General features: G+C 42.8%; 12 protein-coding genes. 5 read left to right on the top strand and 7 right to left on the bottom strand.

Annotation, left to right across the window (positions count from 1 at the left end):
* Window positions 1–42 precede the first annotated feature (42 nt).
* Window positions 43–405 (top strand): VOC family protein, encoded by a 363-nt coding sequence (locus P2W82_RS13895; protein WP_336516504.1) that lies wholly within the window; start codon window positions 43–45, stop codon window positions 403–405.
* A gap of 1897 nt (window positions 406–2302) precedes the next feature.
* Here P2W82_RS13895 and P2W82_RS13890 read toward each other — a convergent pair.
* From P2W82_RS13890 to murB, 3 genes are all read right to left on the bottom strand, one after another.
* Window positions 2303–2806 carry a hypothetical protein gene (locus P2W82_RS13890; RefSeq protein ID WP_336516503.1) on the bottom strand — a complete coding sequence of 168 codons (504 nt, stop codon included), beginning with the start codon at window positions 2804–2806 and terminating at the stop codon, window positions 2303–2305.
* Between the two features lie 298 nt (window positions 2807–3104).
* The gene (locus P2W82_RS13885) at window positions 3105–3611 is read right to left on the bottom strand and encodes a hypothetical protein (protein WP_336516502.1); all 507 of its coding nucleotides are present in this window, start codon (window positions 3609–3611) and stop codon (window positions 3105–3107) included.
* Between the two features lie 250 nt (window positions 3612–3861).
* Window positions 3862–4893 carry a UDP-N-acetylmuramate dehydrogenase gene (gene murB / locus P2W82_RS13880; protein WP_336516501.1) on the bottom strand — a complete coding sequence of 344 codons (1032 nt, stop codon included), beginning with the start codon at window positions 4891–4893 and terminating at the stop codon, window positions 3862–3864.
* A gap of 18 nt (window positions 4894–4911) precedes the next feature.
* Between murB and P2W82_RS13875 the strand changes: the two genes are divergently transcribed.
* Window positions 4912–5580, top strand: a complete 669-nt coding sequence (locus P2W82_RS13875) for an NAD(P)H-binding protein (RefSeq protein WP_336516500.1) — start codon at window positions 4912–4914, stop codon at window positions 5578–5580.
* A gap of 358 nt (window positions 5581–5938) precedes the next feature.
* Here the strand turns inward: P2W82_RS13875 and priA are convergent, their stop codons facing one another.
* The 3 genes from priA to P2W82_RS13860 are packed head-to-tail and all read right to left on the bottom strand — an operon-like array spanning window position 5939 to window position 9599.
* The gene (gene priA / locus P2W82_RS13870; protein ID WP_336516499.1) at window positions 5939–8416 is read right to left on the bottom strand and encodes a replication restart helicase PriA; all 2478 of its coding nucleotides are present in this window, start codon (window positions 8414–8416) and stop codon (window positions 5939–5941) included.
* Between the two features lie 22 nt (window positions 8417–8438).
* Entirely contained in the window at window positions 8439–9197 is a 759-nt protein-coding gene (locus tag P2W82_RS13865; protein ID WP_336516498.1) for a lysophospholipid acyltransferase family protein, read from the bottom strand.
* A 24-nt stretch (window positions 9198–9221) separates the two neighbouring features.
* Window positions 9222–9599 carry a DUF4258 domain-containing protein gene (locus P2W82_RS13860; RefSeq protein ID WP_336516497.1) on the bottom strand — a complete coding sequence of 126 codons (378 nt, stop codon included), beginning with the start codon at window positions 9597–9599 and terminating at the stop codon, window positions 9222–9224.
* Window positions 9600–10147: 548 nt separating this feature from the next.
* On the opposite strand from P2W82_RS13860, the gene mtaB reads away from it, so the two are divergent.
* Both mtaB and P2W82_RS13850 read left to right on the top strand, forming a co-directional pair.
* Entirely contained in the window at window positions 10148–11428 is a 1281-nt protein-coding gene (mtaB, locus tag P2W82_RS13855; protein ID WP_336516496.1) for a tRNA (N(6)-L-threonylcarbamoyladenosine(37)-C(2))-methylthiotransferase MtaB, read from the top strand.
* A 63-nt stretch (window positions 11429–11491) separates the two neighbouring features.
* Window positions 11492–11782 carry a muconolactone Delta-isomerase family protein gene (locus P2W82_RS13850; RefSeq protein ID WP_336516495.1) on the top strand — a complete coding sequence of 97 codons (291 nt, stop codon included), beginning with the start codon at window positions 11492–11494 and terminating at the stop codon, window positions 11780–11782.
* Window positions 11783–12125: 343 nt separating this feature from the next.
* Here the strand turns inward: P2W82_RS13850 and P2W82_RS13845 are convergent, their stop codons facing one another.
* Complete coding sequence (locus P2W82_RS13845) at window positions 12126–13355, bottom strand: hypothetical protein (protein ID WP_336516494.1); 1230 nt, start codon at window positions 13353–13355, stop codon at window positions 12126–12128.
* Between the two features lie 650 nt (window positions 13356–14005).
* On the opposite strand from P2W82_RS13845, the gene P2W82_RS13840 reads away from it, so the two are divergent.
* On the top strand, window positions 14006–16069 hold the full coding sequence (locus tag P2W82_RS13840; protein WP_336516493.1) for a M48 family metallopeptidase: 2064 nt from the start codon (window positions 14006–14008) through the stop codon (window positions 16067–16069).
* Window positions 16070–16088: the final 19 nt, after the last annotated feature.

Raw genomic sequence — 16088 nt, 5'->3', positions numbered from 1 at the left:
CTGGATAGTTCAGCGTTTATCGTCTTGAATACAAAAATGATCATGGAATTTTTATCACTCTCGCCATTTGTGCCTTCGGGAAAGGATTTTAAATCAGCAAAAGCATTCTTTGTTGAACTTGGTTTTAAAATCCTCTGGGATGGTGGAGATTATGCCGGGATGGGATATGGTCCTTGTACATTCATTCTTCAGCAATACGAAAACGAATCATTTGCTCAAAACTATATGGTGAGTGTGATCGTGAGCAGTGTAGAAGATTTCAGGAAGTCTGTTCTTGAGAAAAAACTTCCTGAAAAGTACGGCATCAGGATGGGAAATATTTCCAAACAGACTTACGGGCTGGAAGTGAATATTATTGATAAGGCCGGCGTGTGCTGGCATTTTATTGAGCAATCGGATCACTAAACCCATCCCTTATTTGTTGGTGTTTCGCCGGGAATACAAAACAACTCATCATCGTAATGCGGTAAGCGAACACCGGCCATTCTAGTTTAATAATGTTGTTGGTGTTCCGTGGAGTCGTTTTGAATCATACTGTTTCGAGTGATGCCCGGAAACACCGAACAACGGAAACTGCATCCTTCGTTGGTGTTTCGCCGGCCAACAAAAGAATTCATCAAAATAACATGCACAGGCGAACACCAACAAAACTTCGGAACAAATGGTTACCATATTGGCGTTTCGCCGGATAAATACAGACTTTGTATAATTTCAAACTTGCAGGCGAGCACCAACAAATTTTCGTTACCATCTGTCGTTGATGCTGTCAATTTTCCTCCGCTCCATCGGAGCGTCCTGATGGTAGGAAATATTTGAAATTTGAGACAAACACATCGCTCAGTAGGAGCGTCCCGTTACACAAAGTGCAAAAGCGCTGCCTTCTATCAATGATTATTTCGCACAATTCATAGCCAATTAAACACAGGCTTCGATTAATTTCACAGGACGCTCCTGCGAGCGGCAAACCGGATCCCTAAAATCCTCTTTCGCTACAAACAGGATGCTCCTAAAGAAGCAAAAGGCAAAACCTGACTACTTATAAAAAAACGTGGCGGTTACAATTATCTTTCAAGTCGTAGGTTTGTCAACTGGCACGGAAATAAATTTTAAATATGAACTGCGTAGGGGAACACCAACAAAATTTTCGTGATTGCAATTGTTGTCAGTGTTTCCTGGAGTCGTTTTACATTTTTCTCTTTTAAGTGAAGGCGGGAAACACCAACCGGACATTGCGCCCTTTGTTGGTGTTTCGCCGGGTACATAAAAACTTTGTATAATTTCAAACTTGCAGGCGAGCACCAACAAATTTTCGTTACCATCTGTCGTTGATGCTGTCAATTTTCCTCCGCTCCATCGGAGCTTCCTGATGGTAGGAAATAGTTGAAATTTTAGCCAAACACATCGCTCCATCGGAGCGTCCTGTTACACAAACTGCAAAAGCGTTGCCTTCTATCAGTGATTATTTCGCACAATTCATAGCCAATTAAACACAGGCTTCGATTAATTTCACAGGACGCTCCTGCGAGCGGCAAATCGGATCCCGGAAATCTTCTTTCTCTACAAACAGGATGCTCCTAAAGAAGCAAAAGGCAAAACCTGACTACTTATAAAAAAACGTGGCGGTTACAATTATCTTTCAAGTCGTTGGTTTGTCAACTGGCACGGAAATAAATTTTAAATATGAACTGCGCAGGCGAACACCAACAAAATTTTCGTGATTGCAATTGTTGTCAGTGTTTCCTGGAGTCGTTTTACATTTTTCTCTTTTAAGTGAAGGCGGGAAACACCAACCGGACATTGCGTTCTTTGTTGGTGTTTCGCCGGGTAGATAAAAACTCTGTATAATTTCAAACTTGCAGGCGGGCACCAGCAAAATTTCGTGTACCATTTATTGTTGATGCTCTTTCGGTTTTCCTCCGCTCCATCGGAGCTTCCTGATGGTAGGAAATAGTTGAAATTTTAGCCAAACACATCGCTCCGTAGGAGCGTCCTGTTACACAAAGTGCAAAAGCGCTGCCTTCTATCAGTGATTATTTCGCACAATTCATAGCCAATTAAACACAGGCTTCGATTAATTTCACAGGACGCTCCTGCGAGCGGCAAATCCGATCCCGGAAATCTTCTCTTGCTATCAACAGGATGGCCCTGACGGAGCATAATTCAATAGCCGGTAACCTGTGGGAAATGGTAGCGATAACAAGAGTTTCCTATGTTGTTGGTGTTCGCTTGAATCGTGTAGTGTTTGATTCTGGGGAGTATCCCGGGAAACACCTGTGGATGTAAAAATTAATAACCAACCTTACTATTTAATCCTGATCTGCATCTCCGTCAGGCCTTTCTCCTTTAAAAACTCAAGAATCTCTTTTGACTGCTCCCCTCCTTTTGTTGCATGATGTAAAAGCGTTAAACCATGAGCACCTTTGGCCCTGAGTAATGCCGGATATTTTGTAAGCATTGCTTTTACGATCTCAGTTTCACCCAGCATAGTAAGAACAAAAATGTTCGGTCTTGCACCCTGGCTGATGAGAAAATTAGCAATATCCTTATTTCCCACATGCCCTGCACCTTCAATTGCTTCTTCGAAATCACCACTGCCCCAATCATATCGGCAATACAACAGGTTGGGTGAATTGACCACCATCTCTTTTACTTTATCCATATTGCCATGACCTGCTATAACAAACTCCTTTACAATCGCGATGTTATAGGGGGGAACTTCCTGTTGCTGAGCCTGCAGCTCATTGCTGTGAAGGATTGCTGCTGCGAGCGCCGTAGTTCCTGCGGCGATAAAGTTTTTTCGATTCATATTGGTTCATTCAACTTGTTTCTAATTAGGAAGTGAACGATTCTATTAAATTATGGAGTTGGTCAGCAATGGAGAACTTAATTGTATGAATGGCAAAAATATAGAGCATAATACTGAAGGCAGAAACAGGGTATGCTGCAATGAGCGGAAACTGCCCGGTACTGAAACTGAAAACCTGCCTGCCCTGCCTGCCGGACAGGCAGGCGGCAGGCAAACTGAACATGGGCTGTTCCAAACGAAAAACGAACAACGAAGAACGAACAACGAACTGCCTTTTTACTTTTGCCTTTTGCCTGACTCAAAACCTGAAACCGATAGCCACACAAGCCGATGGAATAAAGAATGTAGAACTGAAAATGGGTGTGAACCCTGCACGGAATATTACACCTCTGTGCCTGAATGCCTGTTTACGAAACGCAAAAACCAGATGGCCCACTACCTTGCTTTTATTCAGATCAGGGTCGGATGAAAATGCTTCATTGAAGTTCCCAAAAGCAGCTCCGCCACCCATTTCAAAATATTTTCCGTTGCTTCCGATCAGGTAATTCAACCCCACCGGGATCATATAGTATCCCTCCCCATCGGCATAAAATCCACCGGCTCCTATCCTGAAACCCAATCCACGATCTGTTTTTCCGAACCGGCCATCGTAGTTGATGGAATAGATAATTCCGGCTCCACCGAATTCGGCATACACATTTGAGGCATTGGCAGTAGGAGGCTGCGGTTCTTCGCGCTCTTCCTGGGCACTTAGAGATAGAATACAGAATACGGAATACAGGAAGAGGAGGATTAACTTTTTCATGGAGAGTTCAGTTTAAATAGTATGCATTCTGACACCTAAAAAACAAAAAACATTGCATGGGATTAATACAAGTTCTTAGTTCTTAGTTGTTAGTTCTTAGAAACAGCCAAAAAGTCAAAATACTGAGCGACATCTGATTGAACAGCCCACTGAGAAGAAACGGAGAACTATATAATGGAACTGAAAACCGAAAACTGGCAGTTCCACACTATGAACCATGAACTAAGAACTAACAACTAAGAACTATGAACTAAACTACATTCACTTCTTTCTGCAAATGCACTCCAAACTTTTCCCGTACACTTTCACTGATCTTATCTGACAGTTTTAAAATCTCATGCCCACTTGCATTACCATAATTCACCAATACCAACGCTTGTTTTGCATGACAGCCTGCATCTCCTTCACGGTAGCCTTTCCATCCCGCCTTTTCAATCAACCAGCCTGCAGCAAGTTTCACCATGGCTCCCGGCAAAGGATAGCCGACGATTTCAGGATACACTGATTTTAACTCTTCAAACTGAGAAGCAGGAATTTCCGGATTCTTGAAAAAACTTCCCGCATTTCCTATAACCGCCGGGTCAGGCAACTTTGATCGTCGAATACTGATCACCGCATCCGCAATCGCACGTATGCTCAGGTCCTGGACACCCTGCCTTTCCAGCTCTTCGCGGATAGCTCCGTAGGTGATATGGAAAGCCGGGTTTTTATCCAGACGAAAACTGACAGATGTAATGACGAATCTGTTCTTCAATCTTCCTTTAAAAACACTTTCACGATAACCAAACTCGCATTCTGCGGCGGTAAAAATCACGGTCTTCTTATCTTCTATATCCCAGGCTTCCAGCTGATAAAAATGATCCTTGATTTCGACTCCATAGGCCCCGATATTCTGCATCGGAGAAGCTCCTGTATTACCAGGTATCAGCGCGAGATTTTCCAGGCCACCCCAGCCCATATCTATGCAATGCATTACTGTTTCATGCCAGTTTTCCCCTGCCCCAACGGTTACATATACATGCTGCTCGTCCTCGGCAGTTTTTCTGATGCCGGGAATATTGTTTTTTATGACAAGTCCATTGAAATCATTTGTCAGCAACATATTACTACCACCACCCAGTATCAGCAGTCGTCTGCTCCTCTCCGTGGTAAAAGGGTGTCTTCCGGTTTCCAGTAACTCTGCCAGTGACGGGATATCCGTAAAAACGGAAAAATATTTTGCGTTCACATCAAGCCCGAAGCTATTGTAGTTCTTAAGTGAAATATTTTCCTGAATTTGCATGGAACAATAATACTCAAAATGGGCCAGACCGTAACATTACTCGGCGCGACAGGATTGATCGGAAGTCACCTGCTGGATATTCTGCTGAATGATGAAACCTATAGCCAGGTCAATGTGGTGACAAGAAGACCGGTCGGCAGGTCGCATCCAAAACTGCTGGAAAAAATCATCGATTTTACTCAATTGAAAGAGATGGATCCTTATATTGTCGGAAGCGAAACGGTTTTCTGCGCAATCGGTACAACGAATAAAAAAGTTGAAGGCGACAAACAACTGTATCAGAAAGTAGATTATGACATCCCCGTACATGCAGCAAAAGTTGCTGCTGATGGTGGTGTATATGGATTTGCATTGGTAAGTTCGATCGGCGCGAATCCAGACAATAACAACAATTATTATCTCAAATTAAAAGGTGTTGTAGAAGAAGCAGTGAGCAAATGCCTGATCCCGCAACTCATCGTTGTAAGGCCCTCTTTATTAATCGGTCAGAGAAAAGAAAGACGTATAGGCGAATCGATCGCGCAATTTGTAATGCCCGCAGTCTCCTGGGTATTGCCTAAATCAATGAATAAATACAAATCGATCAAAGCTTCAGAAGTTGCGCTTGCAATGGTAAAAGCGTCACAGACACTACCGAAGGGAATTCATTTTCTGGAGTATGATGAGATGATTAAATACAGTAAGTAGTAAGAAGTAAGTAGTAGGTAGGAGTTTTAGATTGTAGTTGTCAGTTATCGGTTGTCAGTTGTCAGAACGGGCGCAATCGCGCCGACTAAATGATCAGCTATCCGACTCGATATTCATACCGGGCTAAAGCCCGGGGCGATTGAAATATCAATTTATTTTTCGGCTTTAATTTTCAATTTGCCTCCATCATTTTCAAACATGGGATGCTCCCATGCCTTGACGCCCATGATTGAAGTCATGGGCTATAAGATCATCTACGGGACTTGTTATTGAAACGCTGCATCTTTTAATTTGCCTCTGTCACTTTAAAAACGCTGGATGTTCACTTCATCCTTCGCCATTCATCCTTCGGCCTTCATCAAACCGGATCCACGTCTGGAATAATATCCACCGATCTGAAATTCTTATCATTCTGAAGAATGACCATCTGCTGTTTTATAAGCTCACGAACGAGCTCATTGGTCCTGGTGTCCTTAGGTAATTTAAACATCAGTTCCATAAGGTAATTCTCACGGATGCGATTTACCACCGGCTCTGCGGGACCAATTAAATAATTGCCGAGATGTTTTGCCAGCTGCGATGCCACAAGCTCTGCAGCCGCAGCGCATTTTTCTTTTACCTTATGCCTGAACGTTAGTTGGATGATTCTCGTAAATGGAGGATATCCGAAATTCTTCCTGACGATGATCTCGTGATCATAGAACTGCTGATAATTATGTTGCCTTACAAATTCAAGTACAGGATGCGCAGCATTGCGGCTTTGTATAACGACAGTCCCCTGCCGGTCGCGACGACCCGCGCGACCACTCACCTGTTCCATCAGCTGAAAGGCTCTTTCATTCACACGGAAATCTGCAAAACTCAGCAATCCATCAGCATCAAGAATTCCCACGACCTGTACATGGTCGAAATCCAGACCTTTTACTACCATCTGCGTCCCAACAAGGATATCCAATTGTCTTTCTTCAAACTCTTTTATCAATGCGTCGTGCGCATTTTTTCCGCGGATCGTATCCAGGTCCATACGAGCTATCCGGGCCTCAGGGAATTCTTCTTTCAGATCTTCCTCGATACGCTCCGTACCAAAATTTTTCTCCAGCCAGCTGCTGCTTCCGCAACGAATACAGGTCTGCGGTCGCGGATAGGAATTACCGCAATAATGGCATTGCAACCTGTGATGCAGTTTGTGATACGTGAGTGTAACATCGCAATGGTCGCAATGGGGAATAAATCCGCAAACTGTACACATCATAAATGGCGAGTATCCACGCCGGTTCTGAAAAAGAATCACCTGGTCCTTTAATTCAAGTGTCTGCTCAATTCTTTCTTTCAGCAATGGCCCGATCACCACTTTTGTATGGGGCGATTTTGTGCCCTGCCTTGTATCTGCTATCTCGATAACCGGCATTTCAATTCCGCCATACCGCTCATTTAATTGCACTAATCCATACTTGCTGATCGTTGCGTTGTAGTAGGTCTCCATGGAAGGCGTCGCACTACCCAGTAAAACTTTTGCTCCCAAACGGGAAGCATAATATACTGCAGCATCCCGCGCATGGTATCTCGGCGCAGGCTCCTGTTGCTTATAGGATGCATCGTGCTCCTCATCAACAATGATCAACCCGAGATTTTCAAATGGAAGAAAAAGCGACGACCTTACGCCTAACACAATTTTTGTTGTGCCGTCTTTCACCTTATTCCAGATCTCTACTCTTTCATTCGGATTGAATTTAGAGTGATAGATTGCGATATATCCACCAAAATGTTTCTGCAGTCTTCTGATAATCTGGGCAGTCAGCGCAATTTCCGGTAACAAAAACAACACCTGTTTGCCAGTACGGATAATTTCTTCCATCAACCGGATATACACCTGTGTTTTTCCACTGGAGGTAACTCCCTGCAACAAACAAACCGCTTTTTCTTCCAGCGACAGTTTCACCGCGTTCAAGGCACTTTGCTGTGCATCAGAAAGTGTAAAATCAATATCAATCTCCATGGGTAACTGCCGGAGACGGTCAACCGTAATCTTTTCACGGACCAGGATACCTTTTTCCTCCAGTCGCTTTAGCTGAGCCGCAGTTGCGCCGGATTTCTTCAACAGATCGGATTGCTTTACTTCGCCTTCTGTGCGTTGATAATGAAGGTAAGCCAGCAGCAACTCCATCTGCTTTGGCGCAGCAGAGTTCCAGTTGTTGAGGAGTTCATTCAGGTGCTCTTCATCAGCATACTTCTCGCTCAGCCGAACATATATTTCTGTTTTGGCAATGAATTTTTCTTTTATCGATTCCCATGCAAAACAAACTTTCTTTTCTATCAGTTTTTTTACGACGGGATATACATGCGAGCTGTCCAGAATAAGTTGAACTTCTTCCAGTTTCAATTCCCTCTTCATTAATAATCCTTCTGCTACGAGGTATTCGTCGTGCGACAGTGCAGAAAAATCATCGCCATAAGTTTCATTATAGATCAGGATCGTTTCACTGCTGAGTTTAAAATGAGCAGGCAATGCAGCAGCCATCACTTCTCCTTCTGTACAAAGGTAGTACCTGGCAATCCATTCCCATAAATCCAGCTGACTCTGATGAATAACCGGCTGCGAATCCAGCAGGTTCTGGATTTCTTTTGGTTCAAAGCCTTTTGGCTTTTCGGTAAAAAGATTTTTTATTACACCAGCATACTTCTTCTGTTTTCCAAATACAACTTCCGCGCGCATCCCCGGCGCCACCTGCTTTTGTAATGTTAACGGTATGGCATAGGTGTAGGTCTTGGGCAATGCCAATGGCAGAATTATCTCTGCATATAATAAAGCTGCCGCCTGTTCTACTTCTTCAAACATATCCTTCCATTTACCTCAAAAGCTATTTGATCCAGCTGGCGTTGTATTCTCTTAGTTTTTTATCCATCAGACTATAGACCCTTTCCTTTAATTCGCCAACCTGTTTTTGATCCATCCCGGCCACTTCGATGGGCTCAAGAAAAACCGCACGACATTTTCCCGGAGTCATGCTGAATATATGTCTGTAATGCATCCTGTCGTAGGCATCCAGGAAAAGCACAGGTTGAATTGTAGTTTGTGTTTCCACCGCTACCCTGAATGCGCCATCATAAAAACTTTTGAGCGGCTGATGGGTCATATTAAAGGTTCCTTCCGGAAAAACAAGGATGGAAATACCTTTCTTTAAAACTGATTTCAATTGCCTGATACTTTTAGCCCTGTCTTCAGCGCTGGCACGTTCCACCATCACTACGCAGACTCTGTATATAAATCCGAAAATCGGGATCTTACTCATTTCAATTTTCCCCAAGGGCCGAAAAGGCTGACGTATAAATTCAACAATAGTCGCCGCATCGAGATAAGAAATGTGATTGGCAACAAAAATGTACTGTTTAAGGGGATCAGGCCTTGATTCATAGATTCTTTTCGGAAAAATTCCGATCATAGGAAACCAGATGGCTGACCAGATCCGGAGGACATGGTATACGAAGTTGCCGCCTTTAACCTTACCCCAGAATGATGCAATCAGAACAAATGGAAAAACGATCAGCATCAGGGTAATAAATAGAAGAACAGCGTATAAGGTGTAGATAATTCTTACTGGCCATAAAAGTACATCCATGCTTGAAAGAATCCATTTAAAGCGTTATTTGCAGTCGCATTTCCATTCCTTTTCCAGATCAATGCAGGTGATGACCACCATGCCACGGGTTGAAGGAGCAAATATAACCCGAAGATGCTGACGGTTGTCACCATAGCCTTCCACCGCATATTTCGGCTCGGGTTTACTGTTGAGATCTGATTTTGATTTGTTGACAATCCCGTTGTTTAAAATAAACCTGATTTCATTTTCGGTGATGTCCCTGCAGGACATTCTGCAGCGCGCATGTCTGGTATAGATCAGGGGACCGCTGTTTCTATCAAATCCTTCGTCAGGATATGAATTCCTTTCGCCATTTTTCAGGTAAAAGGTTACTGCCAGTACCACCAGGAAGACAATGCCGTATAAAAGCTTTCGATTCATTTTGAATCCCACAACTTACAAATTTTCTATATCGGTTTACAATGGAGAAAATGTTGTTTTTCTTTCCATTCCGGAGATTAATCTCATCAGATGAATTCATATTGATAAAAAAAATCATTTTTCTTCTGACCATATTCGCGGGCGACAAATCTTCGATCCGAACAAATCTATCTGAATCGTTCTTCAGATTCTTTGTCATTTGTCAAATTCCTTGAACATTCTCGCAGGAATGAATACCGGGTCAACAATTCATCGGGCCCCGGAATGAATTCCGGGGCTATAAGATCATCGATCCTGGGGATCTTTATGAAATCATCTGGTTATATGGAGCGTTGAGATCAGAATACGGAATTAGCTTTTTAATAATTACCTGAGCCGCGACGCATCGCGGCTCTACGAACAACGGCACCACAAACATCTTCCCGAACATGGACTCCCCGTTTCAGACTTTTGGCTTTAAACTATTGGCTACGGTCTTTGGCTGCTCGGCTGTTCACTCTTAACTCCCGACTCCAGACTCCCGACTATTTTCCTACCTTTGCCGCCCGATGGCCGAAGCAAAATCAGTCGCTTTTCATACACTTGGGTGCAAACTGAATTTTTCAGAAACCTCCAGTCTGTCCAGGATACTGGAACAGGAAGGTTTTGAAAAGAGGTCGTTTGACGACCCGGCCGATGTTTATGTGATCAATACCTGCTCTGTAACTGATAATGCCGATAAAGAATGCCGTCAGATCGTTCGTCGTATCCAACGCCGCGCTCCTGAATCGACTGTAGTCATAACCGGTTGCTATGCACAGCTGAAGCCCGAGCAGATCGCTGCAATACCCGGCGTTGACCTTGTGCTGGGTGCTGCCGAAAAGTTCAACATAGCCCGGCATCTGCGCGACTTTACCAAAGGTGATTCTTCAAAAATCTGCAGCTGCGATATTACCGAGGTCAAAGGATTTAACAGCTCTTTTTCCGTAAGCGACCGCACCAGGAGTTTCCTGAAAGTCCAGGATGGCTGCGACTACTCCTGTTCGTTCTGTACCATCCCCATGGCCCGTGGGAAAAGCAGAAGCGACAGCATAGAAAACGTTGTAAAACAGGCATGGAAGCTTTCAGAACAGGGAGTTAAGGAAATCGTGTTGACCGGGGTAAACCTCGGGGATTTTGGCAAAACCAACAACAGCGATAAGCACAGTACCAACTTTTTTGAGCTTTGCAGGGAACTCGACAAAGTGGAAGGAATTGAAAGGTTCAGGATTTCATCTATCGAACCAAACCTTCTTTCTCCTGAAATTATTGAACTGGTGAGTGACAGCAATCGTTTTATGCCTCATTTTCATATCCCTCTGCAAAGTGGGAGTAACAAGATCCTGGGATTGATGAGGAGAAGATATCGCCGTGAACTGTATGCCGAAAAAGTGGCAATGATTAAAACGATGATGCCTCATTGTGCGATCGGAGTTGATGTAATAGTAGGTTTTCCAGCAGAAGATGAAGCATCTTTCAAAGAAACATTCGATTTTCTTCATAGTCTTGATATTTCTTATCTGCACGTATTTACTTATTCGGAAAGAGATAATACTTCCGCGCTCGATATAAAACCCGTCGTTCCGGTTCATGTACGCAATGAAAGAAATAAGGTACTCCGGAACTTATCGTTTATGAAATCGCAACATTTTGCTTCGCAACATCGTGGCGAAACAAGAAAAGTATTGTTCGAAACGCAGACCAAAAACGGTATGCTGGAAGGTTATACTGACAACTACATCCGGGTCTCCATTCCTTACCGGGACGATTATGCAAACAGCATCGTTCCCTGGCATCTACGCGAGGTTTAACATTTCATAACTGCAACCCCCGATTCAGAAATTTCGTTTATCTTATGAACGAATTGGTTTTTTATGAAGAAATACCAGGTTAGTATCCGGTTTGAAATGGATGAGAAATTCATGAAAGCAATTCCAGAACACCGGGCCTATATCAACGAATTAATTGAAGCAGGAACGATCGATCATTATGTTGTCACCATGGAATCACAGCGTTCCTGGATCACTTTTTCAGCAAATTCAAAATCAGAAGTAGAAGAAATGCTGAAAAAATCACCCATCTACCGGTACTGGACATACGAAATTGAAGAGTTGTATGTCGTGGACGGGCATCAGTATCGTCTGCCGGCGTTGCAGTTTAATTAGGCAGCGGTGAGCAGGCAGGAGATCCAGGTTATAGTCAGCAGGATCCAGTATGCGGTGTCAAATTTTTCCTGAATTCTGCTTTCGAATGTAGCCGACAGTTGTCTGTTGTCAGAGCAATTGGAATCAACCTGACGAATCGCTGGAAATTTCATTTTCCCGGTTCTCCGTTTTTGGTTATCAGTTTCCTGTTCATGCAGCAGGCAGGAGTAGGAGGAATGAGATCTGGATGGTGGGCTGCACATCAGGCATGCTATCGCGAATTTTTCTGTATTCCAAATTTTACATTCTGCTTTTCCTCCGGTTTTCAGTTTTCAGTTTCTTCCTGGTTCTGTATTCTGTCCTGTTACCTGTTAACCAGCTCCTCCCCCATCCTCAACGCTTCCTCGGGAATCAACAACAATTCCCCATTTGAAAATTCCTTCTGACTAAGGCACGACATCGCCAGCATCGATGCGCCCTGGTTTCGTTGCAAACGCAGCTTTGCATATTTAAACCAGAAGCCGGGCTTATGACTGAACCAGGTGCCCACATTCAGACAACGAACCGGCTTGTCTTTCTCAATAATAAACATCCTGGTCTGCTTATCCTTCTCATTCGGCCCCCCTTCCCTGTTGGTAGTCATTACGATCGTTCCGTCTTTCAGCATGGTTGAATGAAAAATTACTCCATGGACATCAGCAATTTTTTCGACTTCTCCCGTCTTGCGACTCCAACGGTAAAGTCCCTCGTATTTTGGATTATAAGTATCTGCTCCCCAGTACAGGTAATCCTGGTCAAATACCAGCTGTGTTGCCCTCCAGAGCTGACTACCTCCACCAATCTCATGAATAGTTTTGTAATTATCGTCTGTCCATGCAATCCGGGGCTCTTTTTTTACATCACCCGTGGTGATCCACATTTTGTTTTCAAACGGATCTTTCTGCAAGGAGTGTATATGGCGAACCTCGCCGGGCTTGAAGGAATAATTAATCTTCCAGTGACGACCATTATCTGTACTAACGTATACGTCCACCTGTTCACGGTCTTCATTCCTGAAATACTCTCCAAAACAAACTGTACTGTCGTTTATGATTGTAATTCCATTATCAAATATTCCCTGGTCTCCTTTTTGATAATGCCGCAGCGCGAGCGTTTCTGTAAAGCTGTCGCTACCAGGAGGCAGGTGCCAGAGTTTTCCGGCAGACATGGCTATGATCTCACCTGATTTCCTGACGAGAACTTCCATACATTCCGGGCGAAGTGTGAACTTCCTGACAAGCGAAAAGTTTCTGAACCAGAAAATGGAAAACCCGGTGGGGACATGGGCTATTTTTTTGAACCTGTCTTCTCCCTTTTTTAGTTTGTAAATATTCATCCCCCTGATCGCGTACAAATTTTCATGCTCGTCAAATCCCTGGACGATCAACTCCTTCGCACGAAAGCCTTCGAAACCCAGAATATTCGAAGGCCTGAGTACAATTTCAACCGGACCATGATAATCTGCAAAAAGATAAAGACTGCAACCCACCAATAAAATAAATATTATCAAACGTAATTTTCTGAACCTGGCAGTTCTTGATTTTCCTGTGCTCATACTGATCAGAATATCGTTTTTCAGGCTAAACAACAAACTAACATCAACGGGCGACCGTTAACTATTCTAAGCAATTTGTACCAAAGAGGAATTTAATTGTGAAAGCAGAAGGTATAGAACAAAAGGAAAGCAACTTCCTTTTAAAACTAAACATCGAAGCTAAAATCTATTCCTGAATTACCATTCTGATTAGAAATAAAACTTGAAAACTCTAATCTTATTCTAAGAAAGAAGTCTTCACTAAATAGCAAAAATGAAGAAGAAAGGTAAGCTGCAAATTTTCAGATATCAGCGAACTGTTATGTGTTGATAACTGTATTTTACTGCTTGATTTCCCGATGATCATCGCAGATTAAAAGCTGCGGTAGATCTTCGCTGATCAATAAATCCTGCTGGTAGTGCTGGGTTCATCTGCGTTTATGCAATCAGCGGGAATCTGCGGGAAAATCGGTATTTATTTCATAAAGCCCTTCTTTTAATTGCATTACAACAGTTTATAAAATTCAACAGCATAAGGGTCAATCAATTCCATAAGCTCATCTGCTGACATTATTCAATCCCCCCAGGCTATTTTCCCACAACCCTTGCATTGCTTGTTGCTTTTTAGTTATTTTAAGCTGAAATTTTCTTTCATCCCGAACCCTACACTCATGAACCTGAATATCTCCTCGGATTTCAGAAAGATGGCCATTCGTGCCGTTCTGCATATTTCCCTGTTTATACTCGTCTACATTGCATTAGTTTTTACAGCCACAGCATTAATGGCACTTTGCGTATTTGCAGGTATTTCACTCATTCTGATTAAACCAGGCTTTCTGACCATCGCTATCGGACTTGGTCTGGCGGGAATGGGCGTTTTTGTACTCATTTTTCTGATCAAGTTTATATTCCGTAAGTATGTAACCGATCGTTCTCACCTGGTAGAGATAACACAGGAACAACAACCTGAACTATTTGCGATGATCAGGGATATTGTGGATGAAGTAAAAACTGATTTTCCAAAGAAGATCTATTTATCGGCTGACGTAAACGCAGCTGTGTTCTATGACTCCAGTTTCTGGAGTATGTTTTTTCCGATACGTAAAAACCTGATGATCGGGATGGGGCTGGTGAACAGTGTGACTGCAGATGAATTAAAAGCTGTGTTATCTCACGAGTTTGGCCACTTCTCGCAACGTTCAATGAAGATTGGCAGCTATGTCTACAATGTGAACCGTATTATTTACAATATGCTCTATGAAAATAACAGTTATGAAAATGTGATTTCTACCTGGGCATCTTTCAGCTCTTATTTTGCATTTTTTGTAAAAATTGGAATCAGGCTCATCCAGGGTATTCAGTGGGTGCTGCACAAAATGTACAATATTGTAAACCTCAGTCACCTCAGGTTGGCGAGAGAAATGGAATTTCATGCAGATGCTGTAGCGGCACATGTAACAGGTTCTGCACCGCTGATGACTTCTTTGCGTAGATTGGATTTTGCAGGAAATGCATATCAGACGGTACTCGAATATCACCGGGAGGAAAAAATTAATGTTTCCAAAAAGAATATCTACGCACAACACCAATTTGTCATGCAATTTCTTGCAAAAGAAAACGACCTGACGATAGAACATAATCTGCCACAGATGGCTGGTGGCGGTGTAGAAAAATTCAAATCGAAACTCGTAATCAAGAATCAATGGGATTCTCATCCGCCGACAGAAGATCGCATAGCAAAGCTGGCTGCGCTCAATATTGTGAAGACCGATCCCGATAACCGACCGGCCGGCGAAGTTTTCCGCGACCTGCAACACCTGGAACTACAACTTACACAAATGGTGTTACCAGTAACAGATGCTGAAAGCGGTAAAGAGATAATTTCTGAATCAACATTTGAAAACGTTTTTACAAAGAATTTCCTTGAGAATGCACAAAACAAACTGTATAACGGTTACTACGATCATAAACAACCATCAGGATTAGCAGGTGAAGCAATGAACATGACAACATCGCTTTTAGCTGAATCTCCCGAATCGCTTTTCAGTCGGGAGAATGTGTCATTGATTTACACTTTACAATCTTTGGAATCAGACCTGCAGTTGCTTAGGCAGATCAGGGAAGGAAACCATGATCTGAAAACCTTTGATTATGACGGTGAAAAATTCCTGGTGGAAGATTGTGGGGCGTTGATTGGAAAACTTGAAAACGATTTATCAGAATTAAAAGGAAAAATTGCAACTCATGATGAATTGATCTTTCGTTTCTTCGAAACAAAGGCCGCAGAAAAAAATCTTTCAGGAGAATTCAATCGCCAATGGGATCTGTATCGCATTGCAGACAACGCGACAGACGAATTATTTAATTTCTATACAAAGCTTTATGGAGCGACAAGATTTATCTATGAACAAACTTCCGTCGAAGAAATAGACATAAAACTGAAAGATCTTGCTATTCTCGAAGTTGAACTGAGGAAATTCATAAAGGGATTTTTGAGCGATCCACTCTATGAGCCTGTTCTTTCTGATGTAATGCGTGCAGACTTCGGAAAATACCTGGAAAAGGAACTGAATTATTTCGTCATCAATGAGTACGACAATGATCATCTTCGTATCTTCTTCACAGCGATGAATCAGTTTCAGACGGTAATGTCAAAATCATTTCTGTACCGCAAAAAATCCCTGCTCGAATTCCAGGCAACCTTGTACGATCATCCGCATGCAAAAGTAGCCTGATTTCACCCCGATAAATAAA

This window comes from Pollutibacter soli, assembly GCA_029269725.1.
Taxonomy (GTDB): domain Bacteria; phylum Bacteroidota; class Bacteroidia; order Chitinophagales; family Chitinophagaceae; genus Pollutibacter; species Pollutibacter soli.
This window is presented reverse-complemented; position numbering and strand designations above follow the sequence as displayed.

Bases quoted from the DNA above. Each gene is read 5' to 3' on its own strand.
- priA (WP_336516499.1), bottom strand. From the start codon at position 8,416: ATGTTTGAAGAAGTAGAACAGGCGGCAGCTTTATTATATGCAGAGATA.
- mtaB (WP_336516496.1), top strand. From the start codon at position 10,148: ATGGCCGAAGCAAAATCAGTCGCTTTTCATACACTTGGGTGCAAACTG.
- P2W82_RS13875 (WP_336516500.1), top strand. From the start codon at position 4,912: ATGGGCCAGACCGTAACATTACTCGGCGCGACAGGATTGATCGGAAGT.
- P2W82_RS13845 (WP_336516494.1), bottom strand. From the start codon at position 13,355: ATGAGCACAGGAAAATCAAGAACTGCCAGGTTCAGAAAATTACGTTTG.
- P2W82_RS13890 (WP_336516503.1), bottom strand. From the start codon at position 2,806: ATGAATCGAAAAAACTTTATCGCCGCAGGAACTACGGCGCTCGCAGCA.
- P2W82_RS13840 (WP_336516493.1), top strand. From the start codon at position 14,006: ATGAACCTGAATATCTCCTCGGATTTCAGAAAGATGGCCATTCGTGCC.
- P2W82_RS13865 (WP_336516498.1), bottom strand. From the start codon at position 9,197: ATGGATGTACTTTTATGGCCAGTAAGAATTATCTACACCTTATACGCT.
- P2W82_RS13850 (WP_336516495.1), top strand. From the start codon at position 11,492: ATGAAGAAATACCAGGTTAGTATCCGGTTTGAAATGGATGAGAAATTC.
- murB (WP_336516501.1), bottom strand. From the start codon at position 4,893: ATGCAAATTCAGGAAAATATTTCACTTAAGAACTACAATAGCTTCGGG.
- P2W82_RS13885 (WP_336516502.1), bottom strand. From the start codon at position 3,611: ATGAAAAAGTTAATCCTCCTCTTCCTGTATTCCGTATTCTGTATTCTA.
- P2W82_RS13860 (WP_336516497.1), bottom strand. From the start codon at position 9,599: ATGAATCGAAAGCTTTTATACGGCATTGTCTTCCTGGTGGTACTGGCA.
- P2W82_RS13895 (WP_336516504.1), top strand. From the start codon at position 43: ATGGAATTTTTATCACTCTCGCCATTTGTGCCTTCGGGAAAGGATTTT.